Here is a 24,187-nt window from a genome sequence, read left to right as displayed (position 1 = left end):
CTATATTACTCTCCCTGCTTTTTAACCATATGTAAATACAGTACAAAATCCATCATTGTCGACGAATGACCAAGTTGACGGATCATCGCTGTTATATTTCCTCTATGATATGTACCATGATTTACGACATGTTGCACTAATTCTAAAATCGAAGTTTCTAATTTCCCTACATATGGATTCTCAATAACAAATACAGCATTCACATCTTGTATTGTAATTAAAAAATCTTTATATTGATTTGCCATGTTTTCAAACATTTTTTCTAATTCATGTAACGATTTAGTTTCAATTTGTTTTCGTAAATCTTCTCGGTCTTGTATTGCTTCATTCATACTTTTACCATGCAATATATGTAACCACACTTGATCTGTAATATAAATATGCACAAAAGTATCCTTAATGGATGGAAATACACTCTGTATCTGCTCCTTAAAAATGGTCTCATAGTTTGGTAACTCTTTTAATTGATTGAATAATCTTGTATTAGCCCAAGCATGATAATCACACTGTTTTAATATATAATCTTTCAATTTATATTACCTCCTTATTGTATGAAACGAATGGTTTGTTTCTTCATTTCTGATTCTCTATCAGCCTTTGCAATCCCTTTTTCTTTCATTTCATGCTTATTTATCGTTTTATATTTTACATACGTATAAAATTCCGTTTGAAATGGAAATGGTGTAATCCGAATTGTTTCCTCATCCACCCATTCAGCTTGAATAAGTTTCTCCTCTTTACTATTAAACATTTCTGTTCCTTCAAAACCATCTTTAAATAAATCAATTTCATCTTTCTTTTTGACACCAGGCTTATTCATACATACGTATAAAGAAAGTTCATCACAAAACTTTAATAATCTATAATGTTTATCGAACATCGCAAACTGTTCCTTTGTTAACGTTTTCAAGATTCTTTTTTGTCGTTCTAATTCATGTTTATAAAATGACATCATCTCTTCATCTTCCTCGTTTAGTGGAAATGATAAAAAATGTTTACTACAAAGCAATGCCCCGTATGGATTAGAATTTTCAATTTCATTCAAACCAATCGTATAAAAAACAAAACGTAATGGGCTTGGACAATCCATAAATGTATATGGAATATTTTTAGCATCATTTAAAATTGGTACTTTATCAAGCTCTATCCATCCTCTGTCATGCTCATATATTGCATCAACTGTTTCTTTTAAATATGTTTTACCTTCAAAAAAGTGTTCTTTTATATGCTTTGCAATCTCTCCAGCTAAAAAACCATGATCATGTTGACGAATTAATATACTTTCCTTCTCATTTTTTTCACGAAAAATCATTCGTATACTCCCCCTCATCCTCATACTAAAGCTTTTTATATGCATCGATTCTTAATTAATCCCCAAATAATAGAAGGGATTCAGTCTCTTGCAACGAAATTAACATAATTATATAGTATTCTTTCTAATCATAGTGATAGCTTTATCTTTACTATCTATTATACTAAAACATTCATTCCAAAAATTTTTTTATGAGGTGAAAACATGAACAAAACAGAATTAATTAAAAACGTAGCACAATCAGCTGATATTTCTCAAAAGGACGCTTCTGCAGCTGTACAATCCGTATTTGACACAATTGCTAATGCATTACAATCTGGCGATAAAGTTCAATTAATCGGATTTGGAACTTTTGAAGTGCGCGAAAGATCTGCTCGTACAGGACGTAATCCGCAAACTGGCGAAGAAATTCAAATCGCAGCTGGTAAAGTTCCTGCATTTAAAGCAGGTAAAGAATTAAAAGAAGCTGTTAAATAAACAAGAAACCAGCCATTTTATAGGCTGGTTTCTTGTTTTTATTTAAGCAATTGCTTTATATTCTCTGCATGATACACTTCACAAATATAAAATACACATTTGCAGTTACTGACAATTTGATACTTTCTAGTTGGATACACATTCGCTGTAACAGAACATCCATCAAACAATTCGATAATATTTCCAGATGGCTGATATCCTTCATATAATACGTTTCTTCTTACTTCCATCTTTTCTATAAGCTTTTCAACAGGAATATTTCCACTCTCTAATTCACTCTTTATTGCGTCCGGTAAAAACGAAGTGTCTGCAAAAATTAGATTTTCAGATAACACCTTGCCTTTATAACTAACATTAGATACACGGTAAAGAAATGTTCCATCTTTATCAAAGAAATTCTTTGCTTCTTTCGGAATGTACTGTCTACCAAGTGCCTCTTGTTCAAGAACATCAAACTGAACTGTATCATTTAAAAGCTTTTCTAAAGCATGAATGGATGATGTATCTCCAGAAAATAAAATATTTTTAATTGCTTGTATGTTATAAGTGAATTCATTCTTTCTATTTTCCGCCACTAACATGAGGAACACCTCTTCTATAATTTTTTTATTTAAGATTTAAAAGTGCTACCGCGTCTAATTGCGTAATTTCAGTCACTTCCTTACTGAATACTGCAACAGAAGCCATATAATCTAAACTAGGCCTTACATCTTCCATCATTGTATTATCTGCCAACTCTTGCTTATCTTTAAAAACTAACAATTTTGGAGGAGTATTTGGAGCTGATACTGTAATATGTACTGGTGGAATCAATAGTCCTTCGCCTGTCGCTTTCAGCACCGCTTCTTTTCGAGTCCAATATGTTAAAAAACCTTCTATTTTCTGTTCATTTGGTAGTTTCATAACTTGCACTATTTCAATGTCTGTTAATACACCTTCTGCCATTTTCATAACATCTACATTTGGATTCATTTGTTCTACATCTATGCCAACAGGTGCAGATTTTGTAAATGCAACGACAACCCACTCACCTGAATGCGAAACAGATAATTGCGGCATACCTTCTGGTAATTGTGGTCTACCATGTTGCAATTTACATACTGAGCACATTCGATCAATTGGTACTTGGACTGGTGACATAGAAAGTATTTTGCCGAGAACTAATCTACTAATTACGCAACCTATTATAAAACGAGCTCGATCTGCCGAATGATGATACGAATTTGCTTTCTCTCGCTCTATATCATTTAGTAAATTGTAATGCCATGATTGTAAATCTGAAATTCTTGCCCACCATATTTGACAATCATTCTCATTCAAAGTTGGAACAGAATCTGCAACTTTACTTTCTATCATGTAAACTCTCCTTTATTCAACGAATATCAATTTTCATAAAAAAGCATACGTATATTGTTATTCATTGACGAGTGCTTTCTCTTTTTTTGATACAGATAATGTTTTTTCTTTCTTATTTGACATTACCTCTTTATCGGAAATACGTAAAGAAAATAGTAGTGCTATGAGCAAAAATATTGCTGATCCAATTAATGCTGCTTGATATGGTAAAAAATCGGATTGAACGTTATTACTTCCAAAACCAGCTAGTATACTAGCTAAAACAGCTACTCCTATCGCTGAACCTAATCGATTTTGCACATTGAATATAGTAGTCGCTCTCCCCATGGAAGGCGGCGTGATATTGTTAAAGGCAGAAAATTGAACCGCACCGACAGATTGACCTAAGAAAATACCGATACCAAACAATAATGCCCGAATTTGCCACGGATTCGTATCGTGATTTACAAAACTTAATAAAACAAAGATAATCGCCGTACAAATTAATCCTATAGAAATTACCTTTCGAGCTCCTAATTTCTTATATGACCATGGCACAATTTGTGAAGAAATCATTAATCCAATCGCCTCTGGAAATGTCGTAAGTCCTGATTCTAGCGCGGAAACTCCTATCACATTTTGATACATAAGTGGAAAAATAAATAACATTCCTAGTAAACCAGCTGATGAAAATAATGATATAAGGCTCATCTTTCTAAAGACTGGTTCTTTTAATAAGCGTAAATCTAACATTGGTTGCTTTACTTTCAGTTCTACGATTATAAACAATGTAATGAATACAACCCCAGCTATCCCAGTACTCATAATTTCTGGAGAAATCCACCCTTTTGATGGTCCCTGGCTGAGTGCATATATGAGCATCGCAAATCCTGGTGCTGATAAAATAAAGCCGAGAGAATCAAAGCGACCAGCTGATTTTTCAACATGCTCTGCTAAAAATAGAAGTCCAAAGAGCAATGCAACGATTCCAAACGGTAGATTAATATAAAATGCCCAACGCCAAGACATTTGATCTACAAAGAAACCACCGATGATAGGACCAATTGCTGGTGCTACAGCAATTGGAAGTACAATGAACCGAGAAATCTTCGGTCTTTCCTCTGGTGAAAATGTTCGAAATAACATCGCCATTCCGACCGGTGTTAAAAGCCCTCCACCAGCACCTTGAATAATACGGAAAATATTCAATGAAGTAATATCGTTAGCCATTCCGCATAAAGCAGAGGCAATTGTAAATACGAAAAGAGCAATTAAAAATACTCTTTTCGTACCAAATCGATCTCCTAACCAACCAGAAATCGGAAGGAAAACAGCTAAACTAACTAAATACCCAACATTAACCGTCCCCATTGCAGATGGAGGTACTTGTAGTTCTTTACTTATCGTTTGTAGTGCTACATTTACAATCGTTGCATCCATCGCAGCCATAAACATCGCAGTTATATAAACGATACTTACGACTACTTTTGGATTTAGTTTTGCTTTCATTATCGTTTTCCTGCTAATGTTTTTTCACGAACTTGATTACTTTTTGGATTCAAATCTTTCCAGTTATATTCAACATATTCTAAGCAACTCTGCCTACTAGCTTCTTCATATACGACACTCCAGCCAATAGGTACATCGAGAAAAGCAGGCCAGAGAGAATACTGGCCCTCCTCATTTATTAATACTTTATATGTGTAATTATCATTTTCAAATGGATTCGTCATACTCTACTTACCCCTTTCTTATTCTGCAAATATTTCGCTAATACTTGTCCAATTTCCGTAAGTGGACCTGGCTGACATAAATCTTTATGTCTACAGTCAATATCATGCTGCACAATTTGCCCATCTAAATAATTTAGCCACGTATTTGGAGAAATAGGATCAAACCAGTCTGGTATAACAGTAGATCTAAAGAATAAGATGTCTCCGTTATAAACTTTCGGTACATATTTCCCTAACAACCCTACTGAATTTACATATGTTTCTTTCAAGTTCAATATAGTCTCTTCTTCAAGACTTGCTAATGCACTTCCATCTTTACGAAGGATTTCAACTGCACTTTCCATTGTAAGTGGTTTACCATCCATGTTATCTGGGTCATATCCGCCTAAAGCGAGTAATGCGATTAACGCTTCCTCTTCAGTAGGCGCTTCCGTATTCGGTAAGAAGTGTCCAGGATAAGAATCAAGCATAACGAGTAATTCTACTTCTTCCCCTTCATTTTGTAGTTGCGCCGCCATTGCATGCACAACATTTCCTCCAAGCGACCAACCTAATAAACGATATGGTCCATGAGGCTGTACTTCGCGAACGTGTTTCAAGTAATCCGCCGCCATCTCCTCTAAACTTTTTGGAAGTTCTTCATTTTTAGCGATACCACGTGCTTGTACACCATAGATTGGATAATCTGTTCCTAAAGATTTCATAAGTCCTGCATAGCACCAACTTAATCCACCTGCTGGATGTACACAAAATAGTGGTAATTGCTCCCCGCTTGCTCGTAATGGAAGCAACACATCAAGTGCACTTTGACCATTCCCCATCTCAAGTCTTTCAGCTAACCCTGCAACAGTCGGTGCTGCAAATAAAGTACCAATGTTTAGTTCCACTCCAAGCGCCTCTTTAATGCGGCTCATAAGCTGCACTGCAAGGAGTGAATGGCCACCAAGATCAAAGAATCCGTCATCAATTCCAATTTGAGGTACACTTAGCACTTCTGTAAACAAGTCACATAACATTTCTTCTTGCGGTGTTCTTGGACCACGACTAGAAGATGATGCGATAAATTCTGGAGCTGGCAATGCCTTTCTATCTAACTTACCGTTTGGAGTTAAAGGTAACTCATTTACTACTACAAAAGCGTATGGAACCATATAATCTGGTAAACTACCACTAGCAAACTGACGCATTTCATTCGTATCAATCGCTTCATTATTTGATGCAACGATATAAGAAACTAACCGTTTATCCCCTGGTTGATCTTCCCGTACAATAACGGCTACTTGCTCAACTTTAGGGTGCTTCATTATGACTGCTTCTATTTCTCCTAATTCAATTCGAAATCCACGAATTTTTATTTGATGATCTGCACGTCCTATATAATCTAGCGTCCCATCTTTACGCCAGCGAGCTAAGTCTCCTGTACGATACATTCTTGTACCTGGCTTGCCAAATGGATCTGCGATAAAGCGTTCAGCCGTTAATCCTGCTCTTCCTAAATATCCACGTGCAAGCCCTGCACCTGCAACATACATTTCTCCAACTACTCCAGGTGGCACTGGTTGTAAATAGTTGTCTAACACATACACTTTAAGGTCAGGTATACTGCACCCAATTAAACTATTTGCTCGTAAAGAGACGATAGTTTCATCTAATTCAATATAACTAACATGTACTGTCGTCTCCGTAATACCGTACATATTAATAAGCTTTGGTGCGTTATGAGGATGTCGACTATACCAATCTTCTAAGCGACTTAGCTCAAGTGCTTCTCCTCCAAAAACAACATATCGTAAAGATAATTTTTGGCCAATCTCTTTATTTTCACGATCTGCTTGCATCAATTGATAGAACGCTGATGGAGTTTGGTTTAAAACCGTAACCTTTTCTTTAACAAGAAGCTGTAAAAATTCTTTCGGTGAGCGACTTACAGTATGTGGCACTACAACTAAACGCCCTCCGTATAATAAAGGTCCCCAAATTTCCCAAACCGAGAAATCAAAAGCGTATGAATGGAACATCGTCCAAACATCGTTTCCGTCAAACTGGAACCAATGATCAGTTGCTCCTAAAAGTCTTACTACATTTTGATGAGGTATCATAACGCCTTTCGGTCTACCCGTTGAGCCTGACGTATAAATAACGTAAGCAATATGTGATGGAGATAATGGCTTAATTCGTTCCACTTCATCAATATTGTCATCACTATATTTCTCAACTTCTGCTATTACTTTCACATCATCAACTAAAACTTTTAGTGCCTCATCACATTCAATTTCCACTTCTGAATTCGTTAAAACACATGATGGTTTCGCATCGTGTAGCATAAATGAAATGCGGTCTGCTGGGTAATCTGGATCTAATGGAAGGTATCCAGCACCAGCTTTAAGAACAGCTAATAAGCTTACAAACATGTTTAATGATCTTGGCATCGCTAAAGCAACGAGTTGATCAGGACCAATCCCTTTTGCTATTAGGAATCGAGCTATTTTATTTGCTTTTCTATTTAACTCTTCATAAGTTAATTTCTTATTTTCAAAGACAACAGCTATAGAATTTGGATTTATATGAGCCTGCTTTTCAAACAATTGTGGCAATGTCATTTCTGGTGCAATTTGAAAACCACCATTCCACTTTTCTAACACTGTATTTTTCTCTGCTACAGTTAATATTTCTAATCTGCCAATTGATTGATCCGGATTTGTAGCTGCATCATCTAATAACAAAATGAATCGTTCTATTAGTTTTTGAACCGTTTCACGTTTATATAAATCGGTACTAAACTCTAGTAATCCATGTAAACCGTTCGGAGTACCATCAACCTCGTTACTCTCACTAATTTCAAATGTTAAATCAAATTTTGCAGAACCAACGCTTTGAATTTCAAGGCTCGCTTCTAAATCTGGTGCATGAAACGTTGCTTCTGGTGTATTTTGAAAAGCTAACATAACTTGAAACAACGGGTGGCTGTTTCGAGTACGTACTGGATTTAACACTTCAACAAGCCTTTCAAATGGAACATCTTGATTTTCATAAGCTGCAAGATTTACCTGCTTCACTCTATTTAATAATTCTTTAAAACTTGGATCTCCCGACGTATTTGTACGTAACACTAATGTATTTACAAATAAACCAACGATATCTGAAAGTACATCATCATTTCTTCCAGCAATCGGACTTCCAATTGGTATATCAGTGCCTGCACCTAATCTTGTAAATAGTGCACTAAGCCCTGCTTGCAATACCATAAACAAACTAACTCCATTTTTACGTGCAAGCTCTACTAACCTACTATGCATACCTTCATCTACATGAAAATGAATTGTTTCCCCGCGGTAACTCGTCTCAATTGGACGCTGGAAATCTGTAGGTAACTCCATTTGGTCTGGTAAACCTTTAAGTTCTTCTTTCCAAAAATCTAATTGTGTTGAAATAAGACTCTCTGGTGTCGTTTCATCACCTAGCAATTGCTGTTGCCAAAGTGCATAATCTGCGTATTGAACTGGTAGTGTCTCCAGCTGAACTCTGTCACCTTGACATCGTGCTTTATACGCCGCTGTAAAATCTCTCGTTAACGGCTGTAATGACCAGCCATCACCTACAATATGATGTAATAAAATTAATAATACATGTTCGTTTTCACTCACTGTAAAAAGTTGCAAACGAACTGCCGGCTCAATATCGAGGTTAAAGCTATATCTTACCGCCTCTGAAAGTACACTTTCTAATTCATCTTTACATGTATTAGTTATAACCATTTCTAGATTTAAATTTTCCATATCTAAAATTTTCTGATAGGAACTACCTAATACGTTAGGGAAAATTGTTCTAAGTGTTTCATGTTTCTCAACTACATCATAAAAAGCACCTTGTAATGCTTCCCGATTCAATATTCCATTCATACGAATGACTAGCGGAATATTATAAGTAGGACTTGGACCTTCTAAACAATTTAAGAACCATAACCTGCGCTGTGCAAATGAAAGTGGAACTTCATTTGGCCTACTTGCTTTCTGAATAGCTGGTCTTGCGCTTTTTGCATGGTTTAATTGTTTCGCCAGTTCGGCAACAGTTGGTGATTCAAATAGTTTCCCAATTCCTAATTCCACACTTAACGTTTCACGAATTCTTGCCATTAAACGAGATGCGAGAAGTGAATGTCCACCCATTTCAAAGAAATTATCATCAATGCTAATTCGAGAAACACCAAGTACTTCTGCAAATAAATCACATAATATTTCTTCTTTCGGATTTCTAGCAACTCTCTCGTTGTTCATTCCATTAAAATCAGGAGCAGGTAATTTCTTTCTGTCAACCTTACCATTTGGCGTTAATGGTAATTCTTCTAGCACAACAAATGCCGATGGTATCATATAATTCGCTAAACTTTCTGAAACATAAGAACGAATTTCTGAAAGATTAATCGGTTCCTTTTCTTCTGCAACGATATACGCAATGATGCGTTTATCATTTGCACGATCTTCTCGTACCATTACTACCGCTTGTTGAATATTTTCATGTCGTTGTAATACCGTTTCAATTTCAGCTAATTCAATTCGGAATCCACGAATTTTAATTTGATGATCTGCGCGACTAATGTACTCTAACGCACCATCACTACGCCATTTCACAAGATCTCCTGTACGGTACATGCGCTTCCCTGATTCTCCATAAGGATTTGCAACAAACCGTTCAGCTGTTAACTCAGGTTTTCCTAAATATCCGCTTGCAAGTCCTTCCCCTGCAATATATAATTCACCAATAATTCCAGGTGGAACTGGTTGTAGCCCTGCATCCAATACATGCACTTCTGTATTGCAAATTGGCTTTCCAATAGGTGGTATACCCTTTTCACCTTCATCAATGTTCATGAAAGTAGACCAAATCGTCGTTTCAGTTGGTCCATATAAATTAGTTATTGAACAACCTAATTCTTTTAATTTATTTGCTAAATGCGCTGGGAGAGCTTCACCACCAACAAGTATATTTAGCCCTTGTAGCTTCTCTGGATAATCAGTTACTAACGCCTGCCAAAGCGTCGGTGTAGCCTGCATAATTGTCACTCTTTCTTCTTGTAAAAGTGTCGTTAATGCTGATGGCTCTTGTATGTCTTCTTTTTGCGCAATTGTTAAACTTGCACCACTAATAAGAGGTAAATAAATTTCTAGAGCAGAAATATCAAACGCAAACGTTGTAACTGCTAATAAATGATCATTTTCATTTAATGAAAACTTTTGCTGCATAGCCATTAAAAAGTTACTTAAACCTCTCATAGGAACAATTACACCTTTTGGGTTTCCTGTTGAGCCTGAAGTATATATTGTATAGGCTGGGTTTAAAAGTGATACATCATTCTTACATGCTATATTCATACGAGAATATGTATGTAACGCTAGTTTCGTTTCTTCGTCATCTAATACAATTTTTTTCATATCCTTTTCTATAACTAACTTAGATGAAACAGATGAATGTGTTATGATACAAACTGGTTTTGCATCATTTACTATATAATTAACTCTTTCTGCTGGGTATTCTGGATCTATTGGTAAATACGCTGCACCAGCCTTTAAGACTGCTAGCATACTAACTACCATTTCTATTGATCTAGGGAATACTAAAGCTACAAACTGATTTGGTCGTATTCCTTCTTCTACTAAATAATGTGCTAGTTCATTCGCTCGTTCATTTAGCTCTTTATACGTAAGGATTACACCGTCACAAGTAATCGCTAGTTTATTTGGATTTTTTTGCACTTGTTTTTCAAATGATATAGGTAAACTGATTAACTCATCGTCTTCCTTCGTTTCATTCCATTCCAATAAAACTTTATGATTTTCTTCAGGCAGAGTAATGTTTATTTTTCCAATCGGCTCGTTTTTCTCATAATTATTTATTACTAATTCAAATAGATTCATAAATCTTTCTTTATGCAATGCTAGCTCTGCGCCATTATATACTTCGGGATTCGCATCAAAATGAATCATTAGCTCATTTTGATCAAAACGTTTATATACATTTATCGATAAATCATCTACAGGTCCTGCTGATAAGTTATGCGTAATACCACGATTTCCAGCAAAATTAAGCCCGTAATCAAAAGGCATAACATTCACTAACGGTCCAAACAACCTTTGATTTTCACCTAGTAACTTTAAGTCTCTTCTTAATTCCTCATGACGGTATTTATAATGGCGACGTACATCTCGGATTTCTTTAGAAACTTGCTGCAATAATTCCGCAAGAGTTATATTTGGAGTTACTGTGATACGAAGTGGAACTAAATTCATTACCATACTTGGTGTATGAATAGATACAGAACCTAGACGTCCCATCATCGGTAAACCTAAAACAATATCATTTTCACCTGTTAATTTATGCATATAAATACTTGTTACAGCCACAATGAATTCCGGCCAACTTGTTAACGAAATATTGATATCTTCTAGTAAAGTTTTCGTGCTAGAACTAGATAAATAAGCTGTTTCTCGTGAAAATCCATTTGATGTTCTCGGTGCTCGTTCTGCCAAACTTACAACTTCTGGGGCATCTGCAAACTTTTCTAACCAAAAAGTACGATTTTCCTGAAATTGTTTAGACTCACGATACTCGATATCTTCTTGTACGACTTTTGCAAGAGAACCAAATAGCTTTTCACTCTTGTTTGTTTCTTCTATAAGTGATGTATACTCATTCGCTACCTTTTGGCTAAGAAGTGAAAATCCATAGCCATCCATCACAATGTGATGGATGCGCTGATACCAAAAGAAACGATTATTTTCAACTTGAATAAGTGCTTCAGTAAATAATGTATCTTTTTTCAAATTGACTGGTATAGATAAATCATTTTTCATCCATACTTTAGCAGCTTCTTCAGGGTTTTCTTCTTTCCGAGCGTCAATAAAATGCATATGAAACTGTGATTCTTCAATAACTTGCCATGGGCCAATTTCATCCTCTTCGAAGCGAACGTGAAGTGCTTCTGCTTCCATTACAACTTTACGTACAGCTAATTCAAAAATGTCTTGATGAATATTCCCGTTTATTTCTACATATTCCCCAGTATTATATATCGGATTAAGCGGATCTAATTGTTGCGCAAACCACATGCCAGACTGCGCAGATGATAACGAATGACGAATCTTTTGACTGTTAGGCATTCTTTACTACCCCTTTATTATGTAGTCTATTTGTTACAGCACCTGTGCTGTTTGTGAAGATAGTAAGCTGTACCAACCTGCAACAGTTGGACGTTCTGCTAAATCTGCAAACGTGATTTCTTTCCCTTCACGACGCCACTTCTCTACTAAACTCATAATTCTGACCGAATCAAGCCCTCTATTTAATAAGTCCTCATCAATATCAATACTCTCTACTGACTCACGAAGTAGTTGTGCAACTAGTTCATGTACTTGCTGTATAGTGATTCCTTCACTCTCATCACCTTTTACACCTTGTAAATCTTTTAACAGTAGGTTTGTTGATGTCGTTACTGCACATCTATTAGATGCATACTCCAATGCTTGTTTATGATGCTCTAGTGAAAAATCAGCAACTGCATCTGCTACAAAGAACGGCTCTATACCATCCATAAATGCTTCACAAGCTGTTAAAAGGCATCCAATATGCGCATAAATACCGCAAATAATGAGTTGATCTCTTCCTTTTTCATTTAAAATTTCTAATAGATTTGTCTTTTTAAATGCACTATATCTCCATTTTGTTAGGAATATATCATCCTCATCAGGAGTAAGTTCATCAACAATTTTCTTTTTATCTGGTCCAGCAGGAATACCGTCACCCCAAAAGTCTTGTAATAAACCTCTTTGTTCTAACGTTTGTCCACCAGGTTGCGCTGTATAAACAACTGGTATACCAAGTTGTTTACATTTTTCTCTTATCATTTTAATATTTGAAATAAGTTCTACTTTTGGTGATTCTTTATCGCTATATGCATCAAGAAAATATTCTTGCATGTCATGAATTAAAAGTACTGCACGTTTCGGGTCTGGTGTCCAATTCACTTTATTTTTTGGTAGTTCTGATTCAATTGGCATTTTATATACTGAAATAGATGGGATAGCCATCTAATCACTTCCTTCCGGTTTTTATTATTGTTTTACTGTAATAAGTTTTTCAGCAATGACTTTACGTAGTTCTTTTTTGCTGACTTTTCCGACTCCTGTTTGCGGGAATGATTCAATAAATTCAATTCGATCTGGAATTTTATAAGCCGCTATACCACGTTCTCTTAAAAACATTTTTAATTCACTTACTGCCGGAACTTGTCCGCGAGCTATAACAAAAGCACAGGTGCGTTCACCTAAATAATCGTCAGGCATAGATACAATTGCTACGTCATGGACCGCATCGTGTGCTAATAAATGGTTTTCAACTTCTTCTGCAGCAACTTTCTCACCACCACGGTTAATTTGATCTTTATCTCTTCCTTCTACAATGATGTATCCTTGTTCATTTACTTTTACAAGATCACCTGTGCGATAAAATCCATCCTTTGTAAATGATCGTGCATTATGCTCTTCAGCTTTATAGTAACCACGAATTGTATATGGACCTCTTGTTAATAAACTACCTACTTCGCCAGGTTGTACATCGTTGTCATTTTCATCAACAACTCGTACTTCATCGAGTGCAGACATTGGTCTACCTTGTGTATGAATAATAATTTCTTCCGGATCGTCTAATCTTGTATAGTTCACTAATCCTTCCGCCATACCGAATACTTGCTGTAACGTACATCCAAATGTAGGGCGTATACGTCTTGCAACCTCAGCGCTAAACTTAGCACCACCTACTTGAATAACCACTAGGCTCGATAAATCGGTATTACGAGAAGATGCAGCATCAAGCCAAATCATTGCTAATGGCGGAACGAGCGCTGTAATTGTAACTTTTTCTTTTTCAATAAGAGCAAATGCCTCATCTGGACTACCACCAGTTGCCAATACCACTTTTCCACCCGCATAGAAAGTTCCAAATGTCCCTGGAGAACTCATTGGGTAATTGTGTGCTACTGGAAGAACTGCCATATAGACGCTTTCTGCATTCAAATTACAAATTTCAGCGCTTACACGTAAACTATAAATATAGTCATCATGTGTTCTAGGAATTAATTTAGAAAGACCTGTTGTCCCTCCTGATAATTGGAGAAATGCAACATCACTTGGCTGAACTTCTGGTAATGAGACGGGATCCATATACAGATCATTTATGTTCACAAACTCTTCTTCTTCCCCCACTACAATTACACGTTGTAAAGTTGGCACTTTCTCTTTCACTTCTCTTGCTAGTTTTCGATAATCAAAACCGAGAGCCTTATCTGAAATAACGTAAGCGCTCGCCTCGCCAAACTCACAAAAATAACTAATTTCACTGCTTCGATGTGAAGGTAGTGCAAAGACAGGAAGCGCTCCAATTCGAAATAGTGCAAAACATATTTCGAAAAACTCGATAATGTTAGGTAACTGGATTACAACTCTGTCCTCTTTCTTTATTCCTAAATTCAGTAAACCTGCTGCTAAACGATCTGCATTTTTATCAAGTTCACTATATGTTATATGCTTCTTACCACTTACAACCGCGATTCGATCTCCATATTTCTCAGCCCGCTCTCTTAACACTCCTCCAAATGTTTCACCAAGCCAACATCCTTCTTCTCGATAATGATCGGCAAATTCTTTTGGCCATTCTGTATAACCTACTAGCATTCTTTCTTCCCCCTATTTTTCATTAAGTGAACTATCTCTTAATCCTAAAGCTTTTAGCATTGTTTGGAATTTAGCTGATGTTTCTGCTAACTCATCTTCTGGTTTTGACTCAGCAACAACTCCAGCTCCTGCATATAAACGCAGTGTATTTTCTTGTACTTCGGCACAACGAATTGTAACAATCCATTCTCCATCTCCATTTAAATCGCTCCATCCTAGCATTCCTGTAAAGAACTCGCGGTCAAATGGCTCAATATGCTGTATAGCCTCTCTTGCTTTTTCCATCGGAGTTCCGCAAACTGCTGGCGTAGGATGAAGGGCAATTGCTAATTGTAAAGAAGAAGTATTTTGATCCTTCAGTTCACCTTTCACTTCTGTAGACAAATGCCACATCGCTTCACTATGAATAACTGATGGCTTTTCTGGAACATGTAATGTATGACAATACGGACGAAGTGCAGCGGCAACCGCTTCAACTACTACCGCATGTTCATGTAAATCTTTTGGAGAAGAAAGTAATTCCTCTGCTCTTCTTTTATCTTCTACTGGGTCCTCACTACGTGGCCTTGAACCAGCTAACGGATTAGAAATAACTTGCATACCATTACGTGAAACAAGTAATTCAGGACTTGCTCCAATTAGCGTCTTACTGTTCTCTTTTTCATCTTTCGGTAAATTCACAGCAAATGTATAACCATGCTTATTATGTTCTGCTAATTCTCGCAGAAGTTTTTGCTTATCAATCTTTTCCGAAGATTTAACATCTAACGATCTAGATAGAACGATTTTCTTTAAATCACCGTCCTGTATTTTTTTAATTCCTTGCTTCACACCATTCATATAAACTTCAGGGTCTGGTACTGGCGTCATTTCAAATGTTACGTTCTCATTTGTTTCAAGCTGATTTGTTGTATCCAATTGTAAACGCTCAGAAATCCTACTATATTCTGGTACGATAAGTTGGACTTCTTTTCTACGATCGAATGGCAAAGCACCCACAACGATAGGATTTGGATTTCCAGCTTGTTTCGCATTACTTAATGTCGCTTGCACAAGCTCTGGGAAATTTTCAATTTCACGATGCTTTACTGTAGTAAACTCTCCTTCTGCTAATATAGTTCGAGTTGGTGAAGCGAAAAAGAATGAAGATTCAGTCTTATAATCTTCTAAAAGTTTTTCTGACAATTCCTTTACAGCTATATGTTCATTCATAATATAATAACCTCCTGAATTTTTATTAAACTCCTAACGTAGCACCGCCATCGACACATAAATTGTGCATTGTAATATGACTTGCTCTATCTGAGGCTAAAAATAACACTGCTTCAGCAACTTCTGAAGGTTGTGCAATTTTTTGTAATGGAATTCCGAGTCTATATGTATTTTGAGAACCAGTAATTATATTTTTAGCTCCATTCTCATCAGCCCATAGTAATCTTTGCATCTCAGTTTCAGTAGAACCTGGAGAAACTAAGTTGCAGCGTATATTGTATGTCGCAAGCTCTAGTCCTAAACATTTCATAAACATCGTCGTTGCAGCTTTTGACGCAGCATACGCAGCCATCTCCATTCTCGGCGTATTTGCCGCATTTGAACCGACTGTAACAATTGCCCCTGATTTTCTTAACATCATATTTTTACTTACCGCTCGGGACATATTGAAAACCCCTGTAGTATTTACAGAGAATGTTTTATTCCAATCTTCATCACTTAACGAATGAATTGGTCCCATACGTAAAACCCCTGCAACATTTATTAAAATATCTATTGGCGCTATTTCATTTGCAATATGATTTACCATGTCTTCAACAGCAGCGCTATCACTCACATCTAAACGAAACGTTTTCATACGTGTATTATTTAATTCATTTTGATTTAAGAGTACATTTAACCCCTCTTCATTTTGATCAACCGCAATAACTGTGGCTCCTCTTTCTAAAAACATTTTGGCAACAACACTGCCTATGCCTTGTGCTGCACCTGTTACTAAAACTGTTTTCCCATCAAATTCCCCTAAGTTCATTTTCTCTATCCTTTCACATAAACATTAATTTCATTAAGCAACACCACTGATATTGATTTTCATTATCAGTGGTGTTGTAAAAAATAATACACTTACTAAACTAATTGGTCAAGTGCGCATTACTTTAAAATCCATTTTATTGATAATGTTTTTCATTTACTATCTTACACCGAAATGATAATGTTTCTCAATAAACTTGTCAATCTTTTTTTATTTTTCAGACAAAGTATTTTAATGCTTCTTAATAAAATCATATGTAAACGTATTAAATGTACTTATATTATAAATAAAATTCTAAATCCTCTTTTTAAAATTGAAGAAGACAAACTAGAGATACGTTCATTTACAATGCTTTATGAAAAACTCAAGTATATATTTTCTCAATATTTTTCTGAAAATATATCTTACAAATACTAACGAATGTCTTCTTTATCATTTAAGATTTAATATATATTTCAAATGCGATGTATCAATTCATTATATTCCAATATATCCCACTCACTTTTACATCTATAAAACTCCCAAAAGTAATTTAACCTTGTTAAAATAACTCATAAAAAAAGCATCCTAATTAATAGAATAGGATGCTTTTTCGTAATCATAGCGTTATAGAAGATTTGTATACTTACGCTACGCTGCGATACTCTTCTTCGTGTTCTTTTTTCTGTTTAGGTGCTTGAATTAAAATTGCGATAATGAATGACACGACACATAATACACCGATCACCATGAACGTTGGTTTGAATCCACCTAGAAGTGCACCGATAAAGGAACCTGCAAGCGCCCCGAATCCAAATCCTTGATACACAATTCCGTAGTTCTTACTATGGTTTTTCATACCGAAGAAATCACCAACAATAGCTGGGAAAATAGTGATATTTCCACCAAAGCAAAACGCTACACTTGCTACACATACGAAGTATATACCGTAATTTAAATCTACAAAACTTAGAACTAATACTGAACTCGCCATAATAACAAAAGTACCAGTAACGATTTTTAAACGCCCAATTTTATCCGATAACGGTCCTAAAATGATACGACCTAATGTATTGAAGATTGCAACCATAGCCACCGCATTAGCTGCTGTTGCTGCGCTAAGTCCTACAAGTTGAACACCAATGTCTTTTACCATACCAATTAAGTATAAGCCACTCATACATGATGTAAATAACATGATAAATAATAAGTATACTTGTTTTGTGCCTAACATTTCTTTCGTTGTGTATTCCTTAGTTTTTGTTTCATGAACTGCTCCTTGATCTGCAGCTTGATGGATTAAACAAGCACCAATTACAATCATAGTTGTAACAATTAAACCCCAGTATATAAATGCTTGCGATACACCAACTGATTCAATCAACTTTGCGTTAACGTATTTAAAGATTAAGCTACCTGAACCATATGCAGAGACAGAAATACCAGCAATTAAACCTTTACGCTCTGGAAACCACTTTATTAAATTTGATAGTGAAGTGATATATGCTGTACCATCTGCATAACCTACAACAACTCCTGCTAGTACATAAAGTAATATTAATGAGGATGCTTGTGAGCTAAGTATTAACCCTAGTCCTAATGCTAATCCAGCTATCATAATAAGTTTACGAAGTCCCCATTTTTCTTGCAATTTACTCGCAAATAAAGTTGAAAATGCTAAAGAAAGACTAGTAATTGAAAAAGTTATCGCAACAGCGTTAAGACTCCAACCGTATTTACTAACTAAAGGCTGATTGAATAAACTCCATGTATATATCGTCCCAAGCCCCATTTGTACTATGACTGTGCCAAGGACAACAAACCATGGATTAACAGTTGATTTTTTCATATCTTTCCGCCTCCTCTTTCTATTTCAATGCTATTCGCTAAATTTACTTTTTTTATGTTCATTTTGGTCACCTCTTTTGATTTGACACCTTCATTGTATAAGATGTTTCTGTTTATGTAAGCACTTACAAGATAGAGCGTCAAAAACATGGAATCAGTTACAAAAAACGAAGGATGAAATACAAAAAACTACTGATTAAATACAATAGAAAAATTTTTTATACTTCGATTCACCTTATTTTTTATAAAATCACAAATTTTTTTCCAATAAATAAAACTAAATATTCACTAATATATCTATCCGTGGTTTAATATATATAATAAAAAAATATTTCTGTCTTTAATGAGGAGGTACTATGAAAGCAAACGTAGGGGATACTATACTTTTTCAACGAAACAATTTAAAGATTACAGGATCTGTACTAAAACTTTATACTGAATCGGTCTTAGTTGAAATTACAAATGTAAGCGGTGGTACTTTTGAATTTGATCGAACAATTGTAAATCATAAAAACTATAAAGTTTTAAATACAAATACATAAAACAACACAAAATAGCCCCTGCTAAACAGCAGGGGCTATTTTATATAAAAATATTTCACTAGTTTATATACCCTAAAACATTAACAATCTTACTCGCTTTTAAATTGTTAATATGATAATAAATTTCTAAACCTCTCCTCTCTGCTCGTAACACTTTACCCTTCATTTTTGATAAATGTTGTGAAACAGTAGATTGCGGGATGTTCAGTAACTCTGTTAATTGTGTTACATTACAAGTTTTTCTTGTACTTAATTCATTTACAATTTGCAGTCGGATTGGATGCGCCATAATTTTTAAAATATCTACATCTTCTTCTGAAACTAAAGTTTTTTTCATTTCACTTGTATATGTTGTCATAAGACATTCCCCTTTTATATGAATTCCATTTTTATAAGATCTATTTCCAAAATTTTTAAAACCCTCGATTAAAACTTTCATATAGAAATAAAAGGATTTTAAATTTTTGAAAACAGAACTTACATTCACTTTATTTATTTGGTACATATACATAATACAATGTTAATATGTGCTCTATGTGAAGTTCGCATAAATTTGTGATGAAGATTTATTTAGCCACTCGCATCCTACTCATCTAATTATCCACTACATAAAATCATCAGTTATTTTAACATATTTTAGGCGTTTGTATATACTATTTATAAAACAACTTTTATAAAGGGGGATTCATATGCCTACAGCGTTACAAGAAGAAGTCGAAGAAGCACGGGAAACATATGTCAGTCGTATCATCTTAGTTGGAGGATCGACTTTATTTTTAGTAGGCGGGGTTATATCGGCAATTTCAGCTTTTAAAGCTTATAATCGTTTGGAGAATACGCCGCCTTCTACAGATAATTCATAGATATTTTATAAAATAAAACGTCGCCTCTAATATGAAGAGACGACGTTTTATGATTCATACATATGACACTAAAAGTATCGATAGATTCCCTACTCCATTTTCTAAGCTTACTTCACCACAAACCTAGTCTGACTACACCCATCCTTCTGCTTCGTTACTTCTAATACAGCTGGCATTGCGTTTTTCAGCTCTTGTACGTGTGAAATGACACCGATAAATCGGCCTGATTTTTGTAGGTCAATTAAGGCATCAACTGCTTTCGTTAATGATTCTTCATCTAATGAACCGAACCCTTCATCGATGAACATCGTTTCGATGGAAATACCACCTTCATATGCTTGAATGACATCTGCCATTCCTAGCGCTAAGCAAAGTGATGCGTTAAATTTCTCTCCGCCGGATAATGTTTTTACATCGCGCGTTTGGCCAGTGTATGCATCGTACACATCTAAGCCTAATCCACTTTGACGGTTTCTTTTTTCAACTCGTTCACTTCGTTTTAAATAAAATTGTCCATTTGATAATTTACGTAGTCGTTCGTTTGCGATTTGAACAATTTGTTCTAAATACTCAATTAAGATGTAACGTTCAAATGATATACGACTTTCGTTATCACCTTTCATTACTTCATATAAATCAACAAGTTCTTGGAAGGCTTTTTCTTCCTCGTGAATTTGTTCGTCAATACGTCTAATGTTTTCATGTAAATCAGAAATATATGTTACCGCATTTTGCGCACGTTGACGTTTTTCTTTAATTATATCGAGATTAATTTCTAGTTCTTTTATGTGTTCACCTAAAGATGTAATATCCATATACTCTTTATCTTTTAATTCTGAGTTTAGCTCTTCAATTTGTTTTGCAAGCACTTCAAGAGATGAATAATAACCTTGAATTTCTTTCTGTAACATCTCCATCTCGGCATCGCTTAATTTGGCTTCTTTATACGTGAATTGATCTGTAAATCCGCTTTGTTCTAGCTCTTTCATAAAGCGTGCGAAAGTCTCTTCTTTCTTCAATTTTGCACTTTCAAATTGATTAGAAGCACCTTTCTGTTCTGCTTGAATACGTATATTTTCATTTTGCCAATGTTGATACGCTTCCTGCACTTTCTTCCATTCGTCCTCCATTAACCTAAGTTCGTGCATAGCTTGGTCAAACTGTGCTTTCCAAGCTTGTACTGTTTGCAAGTTTTCTGGAATATTTCGTTTATCATGTTCATATGACGTACGAAGTTGCATGCACTCCATTTCTGTACGGTGCTGCATTGTTTCTACTTCCCGTTTTTGTTTCTGAAGTTCTTCTATTTTTTCTTCTACGCTTTTCATGTTCGCAGCAATCTGCTTACGTGTTTCTTCACTTGCTTTTAACGTATTAACGTCTGCAGCTAATTGTTTTCCTTTTTGAACAAGTGCACTATATGTTTCAACTAATTTTTCGGAGTTATACCCACGCTTCACAACTTCTTCTATCACTTGTTCATATTGTAGTCGATAAAAATTCCATTTCTCCTCTACTTGCACATGTAATTTTTCAGCAATGTTCTTCTTATCTCTTAAATCGTTTAACTCTTTTTCATCGATCGCATTACTTTGCTCTGTAGCTTTTTGCGGATGATTCGTACTACCACATACCGGACAAGATTCACCGTCATGTAAATGAAGAGCTAATATACCAGCTTGTTCACTTAACCAGCGGCGCTCCATGTTTTCATATGCACGAACTGCCACTTGCATTTTATTATTTGCCGCTTCTTTTTCTTGCTCGAATTTTTGTTTTTCTTGCCAAACATCATATGCTTGCTTTAAAACTTTTGCATCTTCTCGCATATTCGTTAGTTCTTCTACTTTAGCTACATATTGCTCAAGTGCTTGTTCTAATTGCTGCAATTCATCAGACATTCTCTGTTTTTGGCTTGTATGCTCTTCTAGTTGTTGATCCAACTTTTGCATACTTTCTTTTAATTTCCCTATTTGAATTTCGGCATTTTGTAAATTCAGCTTTCTCTCAGCTAATGATTCAATGATTGCTTGTAACTCTTCTAATCTTTGAACAAGTTTTTTAGCCTCTTCTCGTTCAGCTTCTTTATTCTTTACTACTTCATACTTCTCCTGAGCAAGTTCAAAGCTGTTCATTATCTGTTCTTGTTTGACGATTATCTGTTTTAACAAACTTTCAGCTTTCTGCTCATTTTGCATCGCTTCTTCATACCATTGTTCAAATGGTAATAAGCGCTTTGCTTGTTCCGCACGTTTAAAGGATTTTTCTTTCCTTTCAATTGCTGCACGGTTCTCTTGTAAAGTGTTATATTTCTCATTCTTTTGTTGTAAATCTATAAATTTCTCATTTACAGATTTTGCTGCATGAAAACGTGTTTCTGCATCCTTTAATTGCTTCGTTTGAACATCTTGTTCTACTTGTAATTGCTCAACCTCTGCCTTATACACTGTTGTTTCTTGTTCTAACGCTTCTACTACTTGATGCGTATTTACATGTTCTTGTGCCGCTAATGTCTCTAATAATGCTCCATCACGGATTGGTAATTTAAAAACATTACGGAAATAGAGCTCTCTCTCTTTTTGTTTTTCTTGCAAGACGTCTTTCCATTGTTTTCTCTTTTGATCAAGTAACTCACGCATTAATTTATAACGATCCGTTTTAAAAATACGACGTAAAATCTCTTCTTTGTTTTCCGTCTCAGATGTTAATAGTTTTCGGAATTCACCTTGTGGTAACATAACAATTTGACTAAATTGATGTTTACTTAACCCAATTAAATCTTCCACTTTTTTGTTTACGTCTGTTACATGAAAACGATCGACGGCTGGAACGTTTTCTCCATCAATAACTTCATATAATTCTACTGCATGTCCTGTAATGGTCTTATTCCCTTGTTTTTTATGTCCAAGTTGTCTTTTTATTTCATAGCGTTTCCCTTTTAATTGAAAGGTTAGTTCTACACTTGTATAAACATCATCATCAGCAAATTGACTTCGAAGCATGCTCGTATCACTACGTTCTTCTCCACTAGCCTCACCATATAACACATAACAAATCGCATCAAAAATCGTTGTTTTTCCAGCTCCCGTATTCCCAGAAATAGCGAAAATACGATGTTCTCCAAGATCTTCAAAATCGATTACTTCTTTCTGTTTATATGGCCCGAATGCTGTCATAATAAGCTGAATCGGTCTCATCCTCGTTCACCTTCCCGTTCTTGCACTGTTTGTAATACATCTATAAATAGGCGTTCTTTCTCTTCTGATAAATCTAATCCTTTCATTTCTTTATAGAAAGCCTTTAAAAGAGATAAATCATCCATTTTATGTCTTGAAACCGTTACTTCATTTGTATCTGTGAGTTCTCGCCTTTGCATCGCTCTTTCAACGTGCATTGCATTTGGATATACAGATCGTATTTTCTCCATTGGCTGTAAGACAGGGTTTTCATCTAATAATTTTACAAATACGTAATCTTCACTTACTGGGTGCTGTAATAATTCATCTATTTTCGCTTCTACTGTTCGCATTTTACGACGTGGTGAAAGTAACCTTTTTTCAATTGCTACTTCACCAGTTTCATTCAGTTCTACAATGTAATAACCTTTTTTATGTTTCTCTTCAGAAATTGAATAGGCAAGTGGTGAACCTGAATATCGAATGGTCTCATTACGTACGAAATGCGCTTGATGTAAATGTCCAAGCGCTGTGTAATGAAACTTATCAAAATAATGACTATTTACATATTCAGCACCACCAATTGAAAGTGGTCGTTCTGCATCACTTGTATTCTCCTCCGCTTCTCCTGAAGAAGTTACAAATGCATGTCCAACAAATACATGTCTAGCTTCTTTATCCATTGTTTCAGAGAGCTCATTCATAAAAATGCGCATCGCATCATCATGAGAACGTACGTCTTCATTTTTCAACACGTGTCTAACTATGCTTGGGTCTGCATACGGTATTAGATGGAAGTGAATCTCTCCATATTCATCATTTAGTACAACAGGTTCATACGGGAATTGAAATTGGCCTGCAATATGTAATCCCTGTTTTTTCATTAAACTACTCCCAAAATGGATACGATCCGGACTATCATGATTACCAGCTACTGCAATAACTGGTGTTTGTAAATCAATAACTATTTTTTGCAGCACATCATTTAATAAGTCTACTGCTTCTGTAGGTGGAATTGCTCGGTCATATAAATCCCCTGCAATAATTACAGCATCTGGTTTTTCTTCTTCAACAGCCTGTACAAACTGATCTAATACAATCTTTTGGTCTTCAGTCATATACACGCCATGAACAAGCTTACCTAAATGCCAATCCGCTGTATGAAATAACTTCATAT

General features: G+C 35.4%; 18 protein-coding genes. 3 read left to right on the top strand and 15 right to left on the bottom strand.

Annotated elements, in window-relative coordinates:
* Nucleotides 1-5 precede the first annotated feature (5 nt).
* On the bottom strand, nt 6-530 hold the full coding sequence (locus MHH27_RS11800; protein WP_340942618.1) for a DinB family protein: 525 nt from the start codon (nt 528-530) through the stop codon (nt 6-8).
* A 14-nt stretch (nt 531-544) separates the two neighbouring features.
* Nucleotides 545-1,312: a DUF3891 family protein gene (locus MHH27_RS11795; protein WP_000577301.1), complete on the bottom strand. Its 768-nt coding sequence runs from the start codon at nt 1,310-1,312 to the stop codon at nt 545-547.
* A gap of 204 nt (nt 1,313-1,516) precedes the next feature.
* Between MHH27_RS11795 and MHH27_RS11790 the strand changes: the two genes are divergently transcribed.
* A complete protein-coding gene (locus MHH27_RS11790) occupies nt 1,517-1,789 on the top strand; it encodes an HU family DNA-binding protein (protein WP_001043905.1) in 273 nt (90 codons plus the stop codon).
* Between the two features lie 38 nt (nt 1,790-1,827).
* Here the strand turns inward: MHH27_RS11790 and MHH27_RS11785 are convergent, their stop codons facing one another.
* The 10 genes from MHH27_RS11785 to MHH27_RS11740 form a co-directional block, all read right to left on the bottom strand.
* Entirely contained in the window at nt 1,828-2,370 is a 543-nt protein-coding gene (locus tag MHH27_RS11785; RefSeq protein WP_000959120.1) for a hypothetical protein, read from the bottom strand.
* A 25-nt stretch (nt 2,371-2,395) separates the two neighbouring features.
* Complete coding sequence (gene sfp, locus MHH27_RS11780) at nt 2,396-3,145, bottom strand: 4'-phosphopantetheinyl transferase Sfp (protein ID WP_000572987.1); 750 nt, start codon at nt 3,143-3,145, stop codon at nt 2,396-2,398.
* Between the two features lie 57 nt (nt 3,146-3,202).
* Nucleotides 3,203-4,633, bottom strand: coding sequence for an MDR family MFS transporter (locus MHH27_RS11775; RefSeq protein ID WP_097925202.1), 1,431 nt, complete (start codon nt 4,631-4,633; stop codon nt 3,203-3,205).
* Nucleotides 4,633-4,857: an MbtH family protein gene (locus MHH27_RS11770; protein ID WP_000184060.1), complete on the bottom strand. Its 225-nt coding sequence runs from the start codon at nt 4,855-4,857 to the stop codon at nt 4,633-4,635. The genes MHH27_RS11775 and MHH27_RS11770 overlap by 1 nt, the downstream gene beginning before the upstream one ends.
* Nucleotides 4,854-12,011, bottom strand: a complete 7,158-nt coding sequence (locus MHH27_RS11765) for an amino acid adenylation domain-containing protein (protein WP_340942614.1) — start codon at nt 12,009-12,011, stop codon at nt 4,854-4,856. Before MHH27_RS11765 ends, MHH27_RS11770 begins: the two co-directional genes overlap by 4 nt.
* Nucleotides 12,012-12,044: 33 nt before the next feature.
* Nucleotides 12,045-12,938, bottom strand: coding sequence for an isochorismatase family protein (locus tag MHH27_RS11760; protein WP_340942612.1), 894 nt, complete (start codon nt 12,936-12,938; stop codon nt 12,045-12,047).
* Nucleotides 12,939-12,962: 24 nt separating this feature from the next.
* A complete protein-coding gene (locus MHH27_RS11755; protein ID WP_098236207.1) occupies nt 12,963-14,579 on the bottom strand; it encodes a (2,3-dihydroxybenzoyl)adenylate synthase in 1,617 nt (538 codons plus the stop codon).
* Nucleotides 14,580-14,591: 12 nt separating this feature from the next.
* Nucleotides 14,592-15,791, bottom strand: a complete 1,200-nt coding sequence (dhbC, locus tag MHH27_RS11750; RefSeq protein WP_065228799.1) for an isochorismate synthase DhbC — start codon at nt 15,789-15,791, stop codon at nt 14,592-14,594.
* 25 nt (nt 15,792-15,816) lie between these two features.
* Nucleotides 15,817-16,602 carry a 2,3-dihydro-2,3-dihydroxybenzoate dehydrogenase gene (dhbA, locus tag MHH27_RS11745; protein WP_340942607.1) on the bottom strand — a complete coding sequence of 262 codons (786 nt, stop codon included), beginning with the start codon at nt 16,600-16,602 and terminating at the stop codon, nt 15,817-15,819.
* Between the two features lie 625 nt (nt 16,603-17,227).
* A complete protein-coding gene (locus tag MHH27_RS11740; RefSeq protein ID WP_340942604.1) occupies nt 17,228-18,430 on the bottom strand; it encodes an L-lactate MFS transporter in 1,203 nt (400 codons plus the stop codon).
* Between the two features lie 355 nt (nt 18,431-18,785).
* Here MHH27_RS11740 and MHH27_RS11735 point away from each other — a divergent pair, with 355 nt between their 5' ends.
* Nucleotides 18,786-18,971, top strand: coding sequence for a YkvS family protein (locus tag MHH27_RS11735; RefSeq protein ID WP_000646793.1), 186 nt, complete (start codon nt 18,786-18,788; stop codon nt 18,969-18,971).
* 58 nt (nt 18,972-19,029) lie between these two features.
* On the opposite strand, the gene MHH27_RS11730 is transcribed toward MHH27_RS11735, so the two are convergent.
* Entirely contained in the window at nt 19,030-19,329 is a 300-nt protein-coding gene (locus MHH27_RS11730) for an ArsR/SmtB family transcription factor (protein WP_000214794.1), read from the bottom strand.
* A 331-nt stretch (nt 19,330-19,660) separates the two neighbouring features.
* Between MHH27_RS11730 and MHH27_RS11725 the strand changes: the two genes are divergently transcribed.
* Nucleotides 19,661-19,834 carry a hypothetical protein gene (locus MHH27_RS11725; RefSeq protein WP_001141668.1) on the top strand — a complete coding sequence of 58 codons (174 nt, stop codon included), beginning with the start codon at nt 19,661-19,663 and terminating at the stop codon, nt 19,832-19,834.
* A gap of 107 nt (nt 19,835-19,941) precedes the next feature.
* Here the strand turns inward: MHH27_RS11725 and MHH27_RS11720 are convergent, their stop codons facing one another.
* Nucleotides 19,942-23,031, bottom strand: coding sequence for an AAA family ATPase (locus tag MHH27_RS11720; protein WP_098236205.1), 3,090 nt, complete (start codon nt 23,029-23,031; stop codon nt 19,942-19,944).
* Nucleotides 23,028-24,185 (bottom strand): exonuclease SbcCD subunit D, encoded by a 1,158-nt coding sequence (locus MHH27_RS11715; RefSeq protein WP_098236204.1) that lies wholly within the window; start codon nt 24,183-24,185, stop codon nt 23,028-23,030. The genes MHH27_RS11720 and MHH27_RS11715 overlap by 4 nt, the downstream gene beginning before the upstream one ends.
* Nucleotides 24,186-24,187: the final 2 nt, after the last annotated feature.

Origin of the sequence: Bacillus sp. FSL L8-0152 (assembly GCF_038006365.1) — a bacterium.
Classification (GTDB): domain Bacteria; phylum Bacillota; class Bacilli; order Bacillales; family Bacillaceae_G; genus Bacillus_A; species Bacillus_A cereus.
Note: the sequence above shows the minus strand (reverse complement) of the source record. Positions and strands in the feature narration are given on the sequence as shown.